This is a genomic window from Pseudomonas sp. Gutcm_11s (genome assembly GCF_028649395.1).
GTDB lineage: Bacteria > Pseudomonadota > Gammaproteobacteria > Pseudomonadales > Pseudomonadaceae > Aquipseudomonas.
In genome coordinates this window covers 504,017-519,489 of record NZ_JAQSUW010000014.1, presented here as the reverse complement: position 1 = coordinate 519,489, position 15,473 = coordinate 504,017, and the positions used below count along the sequence as shown (strand labels likewise).

The 15,473-nt window shown below is 66.7% G+C and carries 12 protein-coding genes; 8 read left to right on the top strand and 4 right to left on the bottom strand.

The features are described 5' to 3' along the window. Positions 1-36 precede the first annotated feature (36 nt). On the top strand, positions 37-1,278 hold the full coding sequence (locus PTT45_RS13300) for a maltoporin (protein ID WP_273813778.1): 1,242 nt from the start codon (positions 37-39) through the stop codon (positions 1,276-1,278). A 63-nt stretch (positions 1,279-1,341) separates the two neighbouring features. After that, positions 1,342-2,196: a D-hexose-6-phosphate mutarotase gene (locus PTT45_RS13295; protein WP_443218193.1), complete on the top strand. Its 855-nt coding sequence runs from the start codon at positions 1,342-1,344 to the stop codon at positions 2,194-2,196. 57 nt (positions 2,197-2,253) lie between these two features. On the opposite strand, the gene PTT45_RS13290 is transcribed toward PTT45_RS13295, so the two are convergent. Continuing rightward, complete coding sequence (locus PTT45_RS13290) at positions 2,254-3,114, bottom strand: MurR/RpiR family transcriptional regulator (RefSeq protein ID WP_273814247.1); 861 nt, start codon at positions 3,112-3,114, stop codon at positions 2,254-2,256. Positions 3,115-3,318: 204 nt separating this feature from the next. Here PTT45_RS13290 and zwf point away from each other — a divergent pair, with 204 nt between their 5' ends. From zwf to PTT45_RS13265, 5 genes are all read left to right on the top strand, one after another. After that, positions 3,319-4,788: a glucose-6-phosphate dehydrogenase gene (gene zwf, locus PTT45_RS13285; protein WP_273813776.1), complete on the top strand. Its 1,470-nt coding sequence runs from the start codon at positions 3,319-3,321 to the stop codon at positions 4,786-4,788. Then, positions 4,775-5,491, top strand: a complete 717-nt coding sequence (gene pgl, locus PTT45_RS13280; protein ID WP_273813775.1) for a 6-phosphogluconolactonase — start codon at positions 4,775-4,777, stop codon at positions 5,489-5,491. Before zwf ends, pgl begins: the two co-directional genes overlap by 14 nt. 67 nt (positions 5,492-5,558) lie before the next feature. Continuing rightward, complete coding sequence (locus PTT45_RS13275) at positions 5,559-6,197, top strand: bifunctional 4-hydroxy-2-oxoglutarate aldolase/2-dehydro-3-deoxy-phosphogluconate aldolase (RefSeq protein WP_443218192.1); 639 nt, start codon at positions 5,559-5,561, stop codon at positions 6,195-6,197. 43 nt (positions 6,198-6,240) lie between these two features. Beyond that, on the top strand, positions 6,241-6,405 hold the full coding sequence (locus PTT45_RS13270; protein WP_273813772.1) for a hypothetical protein: 165 nt from the start codon (positions 6,241-6,243) through the stop codon (positions 6,403-6,405). A gap of 28 nt (positions 6,406-6,433) precedes the next feature. Then, a complete protein-coding gene (locus PTT45_RS13265; RefSeq protein WP_273813770.1) occupies positions 6,434-8,059 on the top strand; it encodes an NADP-dependent glyceraldehyde-3-phosphate dehydrogenase in 1,626 nt (541 codons plus the stop codon). A gap of 18 nt (positions 8,060-8,077) precedes the next feature. On the opposite strand, the gene PTT45_RS13260 is transcribed toward PTT45_RS13265, so the two are convergent. Genes PTT45_RS13260 through imuA form a run of 3 tightly spaced genes read right to left on the bottom strand, consistent with a single transcriptional unit; the run spans position 8,078 to position 13,165 of the window. Further along, on the bottom strand, positions 8,078-11,170 hold the full coding sequence (locus PTT45_RS13260) for an error-prone DNA polymerase (protein ID WP_273813769.1): 3,093 nt from the start codon (positions 11,168-11,170) through the stop codon (positions 8,078-8,080). Next, a complete protein-coding gene (locus PTT45_RS13255; protein ID WP_273813768.1) occupies positions 11,146-12,552 on the bottom strand; it encodes a Y-family DNA polymerase in 1,407 nt (468 codons plus the stop codon). Before PTT45_RS13255 ends, PTT45_RS13260 begins: the two co-directional genes overlap by 25 nt. Positions 12,553-12,559: 7 nt before the next feature. Beyond that, entirely contained in the window at positions 12,560-13,165 is a 606-nt protein-coding gene (gene imuA, locus PTT45_RS13250; protein ID WP_273813767.1) for a translesion DNA synthesis-associated protein ImuA, read from the bottom strand. 187 nt (positions 13,166-13,352) lie between these two features. Here imuA and dnaX point away from each other — a divergent pair, with 187 nt between their 5' ends. Beyond that, positions 13,353-15,470: a DNA polymerase III subunit gamma/tau gene (dnaX, locus tag PTT45_RS13245; protein WP_273813765.1), complete on the top strand. Its 2,118-nt coding sequence runs from the start codon at positions 13,353-13,355 to the stop codon at positions 15,468-15,470. Positions 15,471-15,473 lie beyond the last annotated feature (3 nt).

Genomic DNA, 15,473 nt, shown 5'->3' with positions numbered 1-15,473 from the left:
CCAGGCAGTACAACAATAAAAACCTGTGGAGTGGATATGAACGCGATGAATAGAGGTTTGTGGCTGGTCCCCTGCGCGCTGCTGGCGCTGCCGGGGGCGTCCTGGGGGGTGGAGCTGGCGCCTGGCACGGAGTTCACCGGCTATGTGCGCAGTGGTGCCGGCGGCTCCGTGGAGGGTGGCTCGCAAGCCTGCTTCCAGCTGCCCGGTGCCAAGTCCAAGTACCGTCTCGGTAACGAGTGCGAGCAGTACGCGGAGCTGGATCTGCGCCAGGATTTGCTGAGCCTCGAAGACGGCTCGCAGATCAGCGTCGAGGGCATGGCCCAGCTGTACAACGAGTACGGCCACACACCCAAGTTCACCGGTGACTATGGCTTCGCACGGATGAACCAGATGTACGCCGAATGGAGCAACATGTCGGCGCTCAACGGCGGATCGCTGTGGGCCGGTCGGCGCTTCTACAAACGTAACGACATCCACATCTCCGACTTCTACTACTGGAACCAGAGCGCCACCGGTTTCGGCCTGGACAGTGTGAAGATCGGCGATCTCAAGTACAGCTACGTGTTCTCGCGCAAGGACGACTACTTCCAGGAGTCCTACATCAATCGCCACGACTTCAACGTCGCCGGTTTCCAGACCAACCCCAATGGCGAGATGGAGGTCGGCGTCAGTTACATCGACAAGCCCGACAGCACCGACGCCCACAGCGGCTGGTCGGTAACCGCGCAGCACAAGCAGAAAGAGTTCCTTGGCGGGGTCAACACCTTCGCCCTGCAATATGGCGAGGGCCCGGGTACCGGCCTCGGTTACACCGGTGATCCGACCCTGGACAGCAGTGCTACCAGCTGGCGCGCGGTGGAGTTCTTCGACTTCCAGCTGACCCCACGCCTGGGTGGCCAGGTCGAGCTGGTGTACCAGAAGGACAAGCGTGATGACGGCGCCGACCAGAACTGGCTGTCCGTGGGTGGCCGTGCCAGCTATGCCATCACCGAAGAGTTCAAGCTGGTCGGTGAGATCGGTCGCGACCAGGTGGAGGCTCCTGACGGTACTCGCAAGCTGACCAAGTTCACCATCGCCCCGACCTGGGCGCCGGCCGGTCCTGGCTTCTGGACCCGCCCGGAAGTGCGCCTGTATTACACCTATGCCAACTGGAACGAGGCCGCGCAGCGCTCGGCAAGCATGCTCGCGGCGGGCTCGGCGCTGTCCGACACCGGTGTGTTCGGCGACGACCTGCACGGTTCCAACTTCGGTGTGCAGGTGGAGTACTGGTGGAAATGACCGGGCAGGAGTGGCGTCGTAGTGGCTGTTGAGCCACATCACGCGCCTGTCGGGCGCAGCGCGCTGGCGGAACATCCGCTGGCGGCGCTGTTCCGTTTTTCGACGCGCCAGGTGTTCCGCTGGGACAGGCATCAGGGGCGCGACCTGCTGCTGATCGATCATCCGCTGTGTCAGGCGGTGTTCAGTCGGCAGGGTGGCCAGTTGCTGCACTTCCAGCCGCGCGGCCAGCGCCCGTGGCTATGGTGTGCGGCGCACTGGCATCGCATCGGCGCCATTCGCGGCGGGGTTCCGGTGTGCTGGCCGTGGTTTGGTCGGCATCCCAGCGAGAGCGGCTGGCCACACCACGGCTGGGCGCGACTGAACGACTGGCGGCTGGTCAGCAATGAGGCTGATCGGAATGGTGTGCGCCTGTTGTGGCGTCTGGAGCTGTGCGACTGGCGAGTGGAGCTGACGGTTCGCCTCGGCACGGAGCTGGACCTGCAGCTGGTGACACAGCACAGCGACAGTGAGGCCTGTCAGCTCAGTCATGCCCTGCATGCCTACTGGGCGGTCAGCGACGTGTCGCGGGTCAGTCTGAGCGGGCTGGAGGGTGCGCGTGGGCGTGATCTGCTGCTGCGCGAGCCTTGCCGGCAGGACGGCGAGCTACGGGTCGTCGATGCCTGTCATCGGATTTTTCGTCACGCCGGAGTTCTGCAGTTGCAGGACCTGGCATGGCAACGACGCCTGCGCATCGATACCGACGCAGGCCCCAATTGCGTGGTCTGGCACCCCGGTGGCCGGCCGCTGAGTGAGGTGTCCTGGCGCGAGGCGCTGGGCTTTCTCAGTGTGCAGGTGGCCGGCTGTGGCGAAGACAGCCGGACCCTGGAGCCCGGCGAGGAGGCTGTTCTCAGCCTGCGGGCCAGGCTGGAGCGGGGCTGAACCCTGAGTGCCTGGAGGCGGTCTCCAGGCTATCGGTCATGCGGCGTCAGCCAGGGCTCAGTCGGCTTCGCCGTCGGTGGGGAAGCGGCTGGCGTTGAGGCTTTCCTTGATCTTGCGCAGGTGCGGATGGAAGTCCACGCCGCGGCGTAGGGTCATGCCGGTGGCCAGTACGTCGAGCACGGTGAGCTGGATGATGCGCGAGGTCATCGGCATGTAGATGTCGGTGTCTTCGGGCAGCGGGATGTTCAGGCTCAGGGTGCTGGCCTTGGCCAGTGGCGAATCGGCAGCGGTCAGGCCGAGCACCGAGGCGCCGTTTTGCCGCGCCAGGCGCGCTACCTCCACCAGCTCGCGGGTACGGCCGGTGTAGGAAATGATCACGAACAGGTCACCCGTGTGCGCCACCGACGCCAGCATGCGCTGCATCAGCACATCGGAGTGGGCGGACACGGCGAGGTTGAAGCGGAAGAACTTGTGCTGGGCATCCAGGGCCACCGAGGCGGAGGCGCCGAGGCCGAAGAAATGGATCTGCCGGGCCTGGATCAGCAGATCCACGGCATGGCTGATCAGTTGTGGGTCGAGCTGTTTGCAGGCGCTGTCCAGCGAGGTGATGGCGCTGCCGAAAATCTTGCTGGTGTAGGCCTCGGGGCCGTCGTCAGCCTCGACCGCACGGCTGACATAGGCCGCGCCGCTGGCCAGGCTCTGCGCCAGTTGCATCTTCAGCTCGGGGTAGCCGTTGACGCCGAACGAGCGGCAGAAACGGTTGACCGTCGGTTCGCTGACCTGAGCCTCCTGGGCCAGGGTGGCGATGCTGTAGCGCGTGGCTTGCTGCGGGGCGGCGAGGATGACTTCGGCGACCTTGCGCTCGGCCTTGTTGAGTTCGCCAAGGCGGTTCTGGATCTGCTCCAGCAGGTTGTTCACGCGGTCCATGTCGGTTCCTGGGAGGGGACTGCAATCGGACGCTTATCGTACTGAGCGCCCCGGTGTCCGGCCACCGGTATCTGGCAAGCAGTCGGAGATGGATAGGGATTTTTAGTAAATGTAGTTTTATTACTACATTTTGTCTTGATGAATCACTTTTGCAGGTGTATTCATATGCCAATGTTTGACGAAAGAATAAATAAAATGACCGTTGACGCGATTGAGCCCTGCACCTTTGCCTTGTTTGGCGCCTATGGCGACCTGGCCCTGCGCAAGCTGTTTCCTGCCCTGTACCAGCTCGACCGCGCCGGCCTGCTGCATGCCGATACCCGTGTCCTGGCTCTTGGCCGGGAAGGCGATGAAAGCTCGCAGCAGCTGCTGATGATCGAAGGGCACCTGCAACGTTACGTGCCTGCGGAAGAGATCGACGAAGTGGCCCTGCAGCGCTTCCTCTCCCGTCTCGGCCACCTGACCATGGATTTCCTCAGCGCCGAGGCCTATCCGCTGCTGCTCGAACGGGTCGGCAAGGCGGAGCGGCTGATTGCCTACTTCGCCACGCCGGCCAAGGTCTACGGCGCTATCTGCGCGGGGCTGGCCGAGGTCGGCCTGGCCGAGCGCACTCGTGTGGTACTGGAGAAACCCATCGGCCACGACCTGGAGTCTTCCCGCGCGGTGAACGAGGCGGTGGCCCTGCATTTCCCCGAGGGCCGCATCTATCGCATCGACCATTATCTGGGCAAGGAGACGGTGCAGAACCTGATCGCACTGCGCTTTGCCAACAGCCTGTTCGAGACCCAGTGGAACCAGAACCACATCAGCCACGTGGAAATCACCGTGGCCGAACAGGTGGGCATCGAGGGCCGCTGGGGGTATTTCGACCAGGCCGGGCAGCTGCGCGACATGATCCAGAACCACCTGTTGCAGCTGCTCTGCCTGATCGCCATGGACCCGCCTTCGGATCTCTCGGCCGACAGCATTCGCGACGAGAAGGTCAAGGTGCTCAAGGCGCTTGCGCCGATCACCAGCGAGCAGCTCGCTCACCAGGTGGTGCGCGGCCAGTACGTGGCCGGCAGCATCAAGGGCAAGGCGGTGCCGGGCTACCTGGAGGAAGAGAACTCCAACGCGCAGAGCGACACAGAGACCTTTGTCGCCCTGCGTGCCGAAGTGCGCAACTGGCGCTGGTCCGGCGTGCCGTTCTACCTGCGTACTGGCAAGCGCATGCCGCAGAAGCTGTCGCAGATCGTCATCCACTTCAAGGAACCGCCGCACTACATCTTTTCCCCCGAGCAGCGGCCGATGATCAGCAATCGCCTGATCATCCGCCTGCAGCCGGACGAGGGCATTTCCCTGCAGGTGATGACCAAGGAGCAGGGCCTGGACAAGGGCATGCAGCTGCGCAGCGGCCCCCTGCAGCTGAGTTTTTCCGACACCTACCGCAGTGCGCGCATTCCCGATGCCTACGAGCGCCTGCTGCTAGAGGTGATGAAGGGCAACCAGAACCTGTTCGTGCGCAAGGACGAAATCGAATACGCCTGGCAGTGGTGCGACCAGCTGATCGATGGCTGGCAACGCCAGGGCAGCGCGCCCAAGCCCTATGCGGCAGGAACCTGGGGGCCGACGGCTTCCATTGCATTGATCACTCGTGATGGCAAGGACTGGTATGGCGATCTCTAATCTGCAACTGCCGGCGCAGGTGCTCGGCTTCGGCCTGGGCAATGCCGAGCAGCTGGCTGGCGAACTGGCGCTGACCGTGGCTAACGCGTTGCGCCTGGCCATCAGCGCGCGTGGTGCCGCCAGCCTGGTGGTGTCGGGCGGGCGTAGCCCGATTGCCTTCTTCGAGCGCCTGGCGCGCCAGGAACTGGACTGGTCGCGGGTAGCGGTAAGCCTGGCGGATGAGCGCTGGGTGCCGGTCGGCCATGCCGACAGCAATGAAGGCCTGGTGCGCCGCCACCTGGTGCAGGGCGCGGCAGCCAAGGCGCGCTTCATCGGCCTGTACCAGCCGGCCGCCACGCTGGAGGAGGCGGCCATGCTGGCGCACCAGGTGCTGGCCGAGCTGCCGCAGCCGATCGATGTGCTGGTGCTGGGCATGGGCGAGGACGGCCATACCGCGTCGCTGTTTCCCGCCAGCAGCAATCTCGACCTGGCACTGAGTGCCGATTGCGCCCAGCGCTGCCTGCCGATGCATGCGCCCAGCGTGCCGCGTCAGCGCCTGAGTATGCCGCTGGCGCTGCTGGCCGGCGCGCGCCTGACCCTGCTCGCCGTGCAGGGCCGCGGCAAGCTCGACACCCTGCGGCAGGCCCTGGCCGCCGAAGGTGATGCACAGATGCCGATCCGCGCCTTCCTGCGCCGACCTCTCGAAATCTACTGGTGCCCCTGAGCCCGAGGACCCTGCCATGAGCAGCATTTCGCAACGCAGCGCGAGCCGGCGCGACGCCGTTCCAGACATGGCCGACAAGATCGAGCTGATCGACAACCTGTGCGCCCGTGCGCGCATCCTGCCGGTGATCACCATCGAGCGGGAGGAGGACGTGCTGCCGCTGGCCGATGCCCTGGCCGCTGGCGGGCTGGATACATTGGAGATCACCCTGCGCTCCGAGCACGGCCTGGGCGCCATCCGCACCCTGCGCGAGCAACGCCCCAACCTGTGCGTCGGCGCTGGCACGGTGCTCGACGAGCTGATGCTGGCCGAGGCCGAAGCGGCCGGAGCGCAGTTCATCGTCACCCCCGGCTGCACCGCCGAGCTGCTGCGCGCCGGCGTCTACAGCCCGCTGCCGTTGTTGCCGGGTATCAGCAGCGCCTCGGAAATCATGCTCGGCTACGCCCTCGGCTACCGCCGCTTCAAGCTGTTCCCGGCGGAGATTTCCGGCGGCGTGGCGGCGCTCAAGGCCCTCGGCGGCCCGTTCGGCAACGTGCGTTTCTGCCCCACCGGCGGCGTTACCCCGGACAACGTGCGCAACTACATGGCCCAGCCCAACGTGATGTGCGTGGGCGGCACCTGGATGATGGATCGCGACTGGATTCGCCAGGGTGACTGGGCGCGCATCCAGGCCGCCAGCGCCGAAGCCCTGCAGTTGCTGGCCTGAGGCCGGCGCTGCAGCTACCGCTAGGAAACTTGAGGAATTGCCCATGAACGAGAGCAAACGAGACGCCGTCCCACGTGACCCGCAGGCCGAGCCGGAGTTGCCGCGCGACTTCGATATCCGTGCGCGCTACGCCGAGCAGCAGGAGCTGCTCAACCCGCGCAGCGAGCCGGTGCAGGGCAGTGCGCCTGCCAGCCGTTCCGCACACTGATCCCACTTCTTTTTTCCAGGCCCCCGTCATGACCACAGCCAGCCAGCTCGAGCACCTGTTTCCCACTCTCGCCGAGATTCCCGAGCGCTACCGTCCAGGCGCGCCCATCGAACAGCGCGAGTACCTGGTCGACGGCGAGCTGCGCCGCTGGGACGGCCCGCTGGCGACCGTACGCAGCCCGATCTTCCTGGCCAGCGAGCAGGGCGATGAGCAGGTAGTGTTGGGCAGCACGCCGCTGCTGGATGCCGATGCCGCGTTGATCGCCCTGGATGCCGCCGTGCAGGCCTACGACCATGGCCAGGGTCTGTGGCCGAACCTGCGCGTGGCCGAGCGCATCCAGCACGTCGAGGGTTTCCTGGCGCGCATGCGTGAACAGCGCGAGGCGGTGGTGCGCCTGCTGATGTGGGAGATCGGCAAAAACCTCAAGGATTCCGAGAAGGAGTTCGACCGCACCTGTGACTACATCGTCGACACCATCGAGTCGCTCAAGGAGCTGGATCGCCATTCCAGCCGCTTCGAGCTGGAGCAGGGCACCCTCGGCCAGATCCGCCGCGTGCCGCTGGGCGTGGCGCTGTGCATGGGGCCGTACAACTACCCGCTGAACGAGACCTTCACCACGCTGATCCCGGCGCTGATCATGGGCAATACCGTGGTGTTCAAGCCGGCCAAGTTCGGCGTGCTGCTGATCCGCCCGCTGCTCGAGGCGTTCCGCGACAGCTTCCCGCCGGGGGTGATCAACATCATCTACGGCCGCGGCCGCGAGACGGTCAGCGCGCTGATGGCCAGCGGCAAGATCGATGTGTTCGCCTTCATCGGCACGCACAAGGGCGCCGCCGACCTGAAGAAGCTGCACCCGCGCCCGCACCGCCTGCGCGCCGCGCTTGGCCTGGATGCGAAGAACCCGGGCATCGTCCTGCCGCAGGTCGACCTGGACAACGCGGTGGACGAGGCGATCACCGGCGCGCTGTCGTTCAACGGCCAGCGCTGCACGGCGCTGAAGATCCTCTTCGTCCATGAGGATGTGCTCGATGCCTTCCTGGAAAAATTCACCGCCAGGCTCGCCGCACTGAAGCCTGGCATGCCCTGGGAGGAGGGTGTGGCGCTGACCCCGCTGCCCGAGCCGGGCAAGGTCGACTACCTCAATGGCCTGCTCGATGACGCTATCGCCAAGGGAGCGCAGGTGATCAACCCCGGTGGCGGCGCGCACCGGCAGAGCTTCTTCTACCCGGCGCTGCTCAGCCCGGTGACACCGGCCATGCGCCTGTACCAGGAGGAGCAGTTCGGCCCGCTGGTGCCGGTGGTGCCGTACCGCGAGGTGGAGGAGGTGATCGACTACGTGCTGCATTCTGACTACGGTCAGCAGCTGAGCATCTTCGGCAACGACTCGGCGCAGGTCGGGCGGCTGGTTGATGCCTTCGTCAACCAGGTCGGTCGTATCAATATCAACGCCCAGTGCCAGCGTGGCCCGGACAGCTTCCCGTTCAACGGCCGCAAGAACTCCGCCGAGGGCACCCTGTCGGTACAGGACGCCTTGCGCGTGTTCTCCATCCGCACCCTGGTGGCAACCCGTTTCAACCCGCAGAACAAGGAGCTGGTCAGCGAGATCATCCGCAACCGCGAGTCGGGCTTCATCACCACCGACTACATCTTCTGACCGGGTTTGCAGCCGCGGCTAGCGGAAATCCCGGCTGCGCACGTCCAGCCCTTCGAGCAGGGGGGTGAGGTCGTGCAGGCGCCCGGCGATCACGTGGCGCACGCCGCTCTTTTCTTCCAGATGGCCGTCCACCAGCATCAGCTTGGCGCTGACCAGTATCCGGTGCTGACGCTCGGCCAGTTCATGGCGAACCACGACGTTGACCATGCCGTGTTCGTCTTCGAGGGTGACGAAGGTGATACCGCTGGCGGTCTGCGGGCGCTGGCGGCCGGTGACCAGGCCGGCGATCTTCACCAGTCGGCCATTGGCGACCTGCAGCAGCTCCTCGGCGCTGCGACAACGTCGCGTGCGTAGGGCTTCGCGCAACAGGCTCAGTGGGTGTGGGCCGAGGGTGGTGCCGCTGGTGGCGTAGTCGCAAAGCACGTCCTCGCCCACGCTCGGCATCGGCAGTTGCACCTTGGTTTCTGCCGTTGCGGGTAATGCGGCGAATAGAGGCGCCTGCTGCTCGACACCGGCTGTCGCCCAGCGCGCCTGATAGCGGTTGCCCGCCAGCCCATGCAGGGCTCCGGCATCGGCGAGCAGGGCGCGGCAGCGGCCGTCCAGGCGGGCGCGCAGGCAGAGGTCGGCGGCATCGGCGAAGGGGCGCTCCCGGCGTGCTTGCTCCAGGCGCTGCACGTCTGTTTCGCGCAGCCCACGGATTAGGCGCAAGCCCAGGCGGATGGCCGGCTGATCGCCTGCGGCTGCTTCCAGGCTGCAGTCCCAGGCGCTGTGCCGCACATCCAGTGGGCGTACCTCGACAGCATGGCGGCGGGCGTCCTGCAGCAGCTGATCGGGGCTGTAGAAACCCATCGGCCAGCTGTTGATCAGGGCGCAGACGAAGGCTGCCGGCTCGTGGCACTTGAGCCAGCTGCTGGCATAGGTGAGCAGGGCGAAGCTGGCGGCATGCGACTCGGGAAAGCCGTAGTCGCCGAAACCCTTGATCTGCTCGAAGATGCGCGCGGCGAATTCGGCGGTATAGCCGCGATCCAGCATGCCCTGGGTGAGCTTCTGCCGGTGTGGTTCCAGGCCGCCACGACGTTTCCAGGCGGCCATGCAGCGGCGCAGGTCGTCCGCCTCGCCGGGGGTGTAGCCGGCGGCGACCACTGCCAGCTCCATCACCTGCTCCTGGAACAGCGGGATGCCCAGGGTACGTTCGAACACGGGCTTGAGAGCCTCGCTGGGATAGCTGACTTCCTCTTCCTCATTACGACGGCGCAGGTAGGGATGGACCATGTCGCCCTGGATCGGCCCTGGGCGAACGATGGCCACCTCGATCACCAGATCGTAGTAGTTGCGCGGTTTCAGGCGCGGCAGCATGGCCATCTGCGCTCGCGACTCGATCTGGAACACGCCGATGGTGTCGGCGCGGCCGATCATGTCGTAGGTAGGGCCGTCGTCTGCCGGCAGGCTGGCCAGGGACCAGGGTTGCGTGCCGCGGTAACGCGAGATCAGGTCGAAGCAGCGGCGCAGGGCGCTGAGCATGCCCAGCGCCAGCACATCGACCTTGAGCAGGCCGACTTCGTCGAGGTCGTCCTTGTCCCACTGGATCACCGTGCGTTCGGCCATGGCGGCGTTTTCCACCGGCACCAGTTCGCTTAGCGGGCGCTCGGAAATGACGAAGCCGCCGGGATGCTGCGACAGGTGGCGGGGAAAGCCGACCAGTTGCCCGGTCAGCGCCAGGATGCGGCGCAGTTGTGGGCTCTGCGGGTCGAAGCCGGCCTCGGCCAGGCGCTCGTCCGATGGCAGGCGGTCGGTCCAGCGCCCGCAGCAATCGGCCAGAACGCCCTGTTGCTCGGCCGGCAGCCCCAGGGTCTTGGCCACTTCGCGAATGGCGCCGGCGGCGTGGTAGCTGTTGACCACTGCGGTGAGTGCGGCGCGGTCACGGCCATAGCGGCGGAATACGTACTGGATCACCTCTTCGCGGCGCTCGTGCTCGAAATCGACGTCGATGTCCGGCGGCTCGTTGCGCTCGCGGGAGAGGAAGCGTTCGAACAGCAGGTTGGTATGTGTCGGGTCGAGCTCGGTGATGCCGAGGGTGAAGCACACCGCCGAGTTGGCCGCCGAGCCGCGCCCCTGGCAGAGGATGTTCTGGCTGCGGGCGAAGGCGACGATGTCGTGCACGGTGAGGAAGTAGCTCTCGTACTTCAGGTCGGCGATCAGCTGCAGCTCCTTCTCCAGCTGGTCGCGGACCTTCTGTGTAACCCCCTTTGGCCAGCGTCCCTGTGCTCCTTGTTCCACCAGATGGCGCAGCCAGGTGGTAGCCGTCTGGCCGGGCGGAACGACCTCGTGGGGATACTCGTACTTCAGCTGGGCGAGATCGAAGTGGCAGTGCTCGGCGATGCGCCGGCTCTCCTCCAGCAGATCCGATGGATACAGCGCCTGTAGCTCGTCCAGGCGGCGCAGGTGGCGTTCGCCATTGGCGAACAGATACTGCCCGGCTTCCGCCACTGGCAGGTGGTGGCGGATGGCGGTCATGCAGTCCTGCAGGGCACGGCGGCCGCGGGCGTGCATGTGCACATCGCCGCAGGCCACCGCAGGAATGCCGGTTCGCTCGGCCAGTGCCAGCAGATCGGCCAGCCGCGCAGCATCGTCCGGGCCGCGGTGCAGTTCCACCCCTAGCCAGAGATGTTGGCTGAAGCGCTCCTTGAGCCAGTTGCCGTCGTCGTGCTGGCCATCGGGCAGCCAGATGGCCAGCAGGCCGTCGAGCGGACCCTGCAGGTCCTCGCGCAGTAGGCGGTAGCGGCCCTTGTCCGCGCGGCGGCGGGCGTGGGTGATCAGCCGGCTGAGCCGCTGGTAACCGGCGAGGTCGCTGGCCAGCAGGACCAGCTTGGGGCCGTCTTCGAGGCGCACCTCGCTGCCGACTATCAGCGCCAGGCCAGTGGCCTTGGCCGCCTGCCAGGCACGGACAATGCCGGCCAGGCTGCACTCGTCGGTGATCGCCAGGGCGTGGTAACCCAATCGGCTGGCGCGCTCGAACAGCTCCCGCGCGCTGGAGGCGCCGCGTTGGAAGCTGAAGTTGGACAGGCAGTGCAGCTCGGTATAGCTCGTCATGCGAACCATCCGTGCAGCCACCAGGTGCCATCCGCGCCTGGTTCTTGGAAGACCCAGGCCTGCTGGCCGTTGCGCAGTTCGGCGCGGTAATAGTCACGACGCAGGTCGCCACCATCCCACCATCCGGACTCGATGCGCTCGGGGCCGGCGAGCAGGATGCGTGGCGGCTCACGCAGTGCCTGTGGTTCGGCCAGCAGCCAACCGGGGCGTGGCCGCACCTCGAGCGGCGCCTTGCCGGCTTGCGGGCGCCAGGCGTGTTCGGGGCGTGGGTCGGCGTGGGCGCCGAGGCCGTGCAGGGCGTCGTCGCCCAGACGGGCACGCAGACGCTCGCGCAGCTGCTCCCAGCCAAGGTTCTGCTGCGGGCGCGGGTCGAACAGCTCGCGCCGCTCCGGCACGAAGGCCGGCAGATCGCGAGCTACCAGGCGCAGCGCCAGTACCGGCGCGGGCAGCTGCAGCCGCTCCAGGCGTGTGCGGGTCAGTTCGAAGAGCATGTTGGGGTCGCGCTCGGCGCCGAGCAGGCCGACCTGCAGTTCGGTCGGTGCGCCGCTGCGATGTTCCAGCGTCAGGGTGAAGCGCTGGACGCCACTGTCGCGGCCGGCCAGGTAGGCCGCGAGGTCGCCGAGGGCGCGGCGCAGCGGGAAGAGCAGGGCCTGGTGCGATTCCACCTCGAAGTTCAGTTCGATGCGCAGGCTGAACTCGTCGGGCGGCAGGTAGAAGTCCAGGCCCAGCGGGCGACGGCCGAGCAGGCGGTCGAGCTGTTCCAGCAGGCTGGCGGGGAAACGCCGGGCCAGGGTCTCACGCGGTAGCTGCAGCACTTTGTGCACCTGGCGCAGGCCCATGCGGGTCAGGGCTTCGGCTTCGTCGCGGCTCAGCCCGGCGCGTTGTACCGGCAGCTGGCCTATGGCGCGTGCGAGGGCGGTCTCGTTGTTCACCGCCAGGCCGTCGTAGGCATTGGCCAGGGCGCGGGCGGCGGCCGGATTGGGCGCCAGGACGATGCGCCGTTGGTAGCCGAGCTCGTCCAACTCGCTGCGCAGGCGAGACTCCAGCCGTGGCCAGGGGCCGAACAGGCCGAGGCTGGACTCCACCTCCAGCAGCAGGGTGCGCGGGTAATGCAGGCTGACCTGGGAGCTGAATCGGTAGGCCCAGGCGGCGAGAAACTGTTGGCAGCGCTCGACGGCCGCTGGGTCGTAGTCGGCGGTGGCGAAGTCGCGGCTCAGCAGTTGGGCGGCGCTCAGCGTCATGCCGGGGCGCAGGCCGAGTTCTCGCGCTGCCGGGTTGAGCGTCTGCAGCACGCGGCGGTTGGCCGGCCCGCTGAGCAGTGCCAGCGGCGCCTGCGGGTCGTCGTGCTGGCGCAATGCTTGGTCCAGCGCCAGTTGTGGCAGGAGAATGCAGGCCCAGCGCATCAGGACCTCAGAGCACGATGGCGCGCGCCGGTGCCAGGCCGCCGCGGCACTTGAGCACGCGTACTTGTGCCGGTCCCTCCAGTAGCAGGCGCAGGGCTGCGGGTGAGGGGTTATGGGCGGCATTGGCCGGGCGATAGGCGAAGCCCAGGGTCTGTCCGGTTTCGGCTGCTACCTGCAGGCGGCGCAGGGCGCGGTCGCTGGCCTGGCCAGGCCAGCACAATACGGCGCCGCAACTGCCAGAGCGCAGGCACTGCTCGGCGGCCCACAGCGCATCCTCCCCTCGGGCGCGGATGATTTCCAGGTGTTGCAGAACGATGCCGGCGGCTTGCCAGGCCGGTGCGTAGGGCAGGAATGGCGGTGCGACGAGAGCCAGGCGTTCGCCGGCCTGGCTAAGGCGCGCCAGGGTTGGCCAGAGCAGGCGCAATTCGCCCAGTCCCGGGGCTGATAGAAGTATCTCGCTGAGCGCGCCCTCCGGCCAGCCGCCGCCCGGCAGCACGGCATCCAGGGTCACGTGTTCAGTGGGTTGGGCGCCGCTGGGTGCTGTGAGTGCCTGACCCTTCCAGACGCGACGTTCATCCAGCAGGCGATCAAGGGCGATGACCTGCGCATTCATGGCATGTATCCGATAAGGGTGAGGGTAGGCATGGTGGGCTGCAAAATACTGTATATAAAAACAGTATTCGATGTGTGGGCCGCCAGCAAGGACGCTCCGATGAAGGGCGCTGGCCATGGCGGATGCAATTTGCCCGGTGCTCCGCTAGGATTAGCCACTTCCGCTTTCCCTGCCGCGACGGTTTTTCATGAGTTATCAGGTTCTTGCACGCAAATGGCGCCCGCGCAGCTTCCGCGAGATGGTCGGGCAGACCCATGTGCTCAAGGCTCTGATCAATGCCCTGGATAGCCAGCGCCTGCACCATGCCTACCTGTTCACCGGTACCCGTGGCGTGGGCAAGACCACCATCGCGCGGATCATCGCCAAGTGCCTGAACTGCGAGACCGGCATCAGCGCCAGCCCCTGTGGCCAGTGCTCGGTGTGCCGGGAGATCGACGAGGGGCGCTTCGTCGACCTGATCGAGGTGGACGCCGCGAGTCGTACCAAGGTCGAGGACACCCGTGAGCTGCTGGAGAACGTGCAGTATGCGCCGAGCCGCGGGCGCTACAAGGTCTACCTGATCGACGAAGTGCACATGCTTTCCACGCACTCGTTCAACGCGCTGCTCAAGACCCTTGAAGAGCCGCCACCCCACGTCAAGTTCCTGCTCGCCACCACCGATCCGCAGAAGCTGCCGGTGACCATCCTCTCGCGCTGCCTGCAGTTCTCTCTGAAGAACATGCCGCCGGAGCGGGTGGTCGAGCACCTGACCCATGTACTGACCGCCGAGAGCATTCCGTTCGAGGAAGACGCCCTGTGGCTGCTCGGCCGTGCCGCCGATGGCTCGATGCGCGACGCCATGAGCCTCACCGACCAGGCCATCGCCTTCGGTGAGGGCAAGGTACTGGCGACCGACGTGCGCTCGATGCTCGGCACCCTCGATCACGGCCAGGTCTACGGCGTGCTGCATGCGTTGCTGGAAGGCGATGCCCGTGCGCTGCTCGAAGCGGTGCGCCACCTGGCCGAACAGGGCCCGGACTGGAGTGGCGTACTCTCGGAAATGCTCAATGTGCTGCACCGCGTGGCCATCGCCCAGGCGCTGCCGGAGGCCGTGGACAACGGCCAGGGCGACCGCGACAAGGTGCTGGCGTTGGCCCAGGCGTTGCCGGCCGAAGACGTGCAGTTCTACTACCAGATGGGCCTGATCGGCCGCCGCGATTTGCCGCTGGCGCCGGACCCGCGTGGTGGTTTCGAGATGGTGCTGCTGCGCATGCTGGCGTTCCGCCCGGCGGATGCCGACGGCGCGCCCAGGTCGCCACTAAAGAATCTGGGGATCAGCAAGGCCACAGCTGATTCCGACAAGACCCCAGTGGCCGGCGCAGCCCCCGTTGCCGCGCCGGCCGCTATCGTTGCTCCGGTTGCTCCGGTTGCTCCGGTTGCTCCGGTTGTTCCGCAGCCTGTGCCTGCCCCCGAGCCTGTCGCGGCTCCGGCTCCGGCTCCAGTGGCTGCTGTCCCAGCTCCCGTACCTGCACCTGCTCCTGTGATCGCACCGCCGCCGGCCGAGTCGGCGGCAATGGTCGAGGCGCTTGCCGAGCCTGTCGCGGCCGTCGATGTGCCTTGGGCAACTGCCGCGCCAGCTCCGCTCGAGGAGAGTCTGCCGGTTGCTCCGGTACAGGCGCCGGTCGAGCCTCAGGCCGCTATCGTCGCAGGCCCAGCCGATACACCGGTGGCAGTGCCGCTGGGCGAGTCGGCGGCGCAGGTGGTCGATGCAGCTGCGAGTGCGCCGGTCGCCAGTGCCGAGGCGGACGATGACGACGAGCCGCCACCTGGCGACTACGACTACTACGAGCCCGATGCCGACAGCCTCGATTACGACTTCGACGCGCCTGCCGCTGCTCCAGCCGAGCCCGAGCCGCTGCCGGCTTCGCAGCCCGCCACCGGCCTGGCTGCCGAGTGGCTGGAGCTGTTCCCACGCCTGGGCCTGTCCGGCATGACCGGCAGCATCGGCGCCAACTGCACCCTGATCGAGTCCAACGGCGACGACTGGCTGCTGCACCTGGACCCGGCGCACAGCGCGCTGTTCAATGCCACCCAGCAGCGCCGCCTGAACGAGGCGCTGAACCAGCACCTGGGGCGCGACCTGAAGCTGCGTATCGAACTGATCCGCCCCGAGCAGGAAACCCCGGCCCAGGCCGCCTCGCGCAAGCGTGCGGAGCGCCAGCGCCAGGCAGAGCAGTCGATCCATGACGATCCGATCGTGCAGCAGATGATTCAACAGTTTGGTGCGGCGATCCGCGCCGACTCCATCGAACCCCTGACTCCCTGAGTC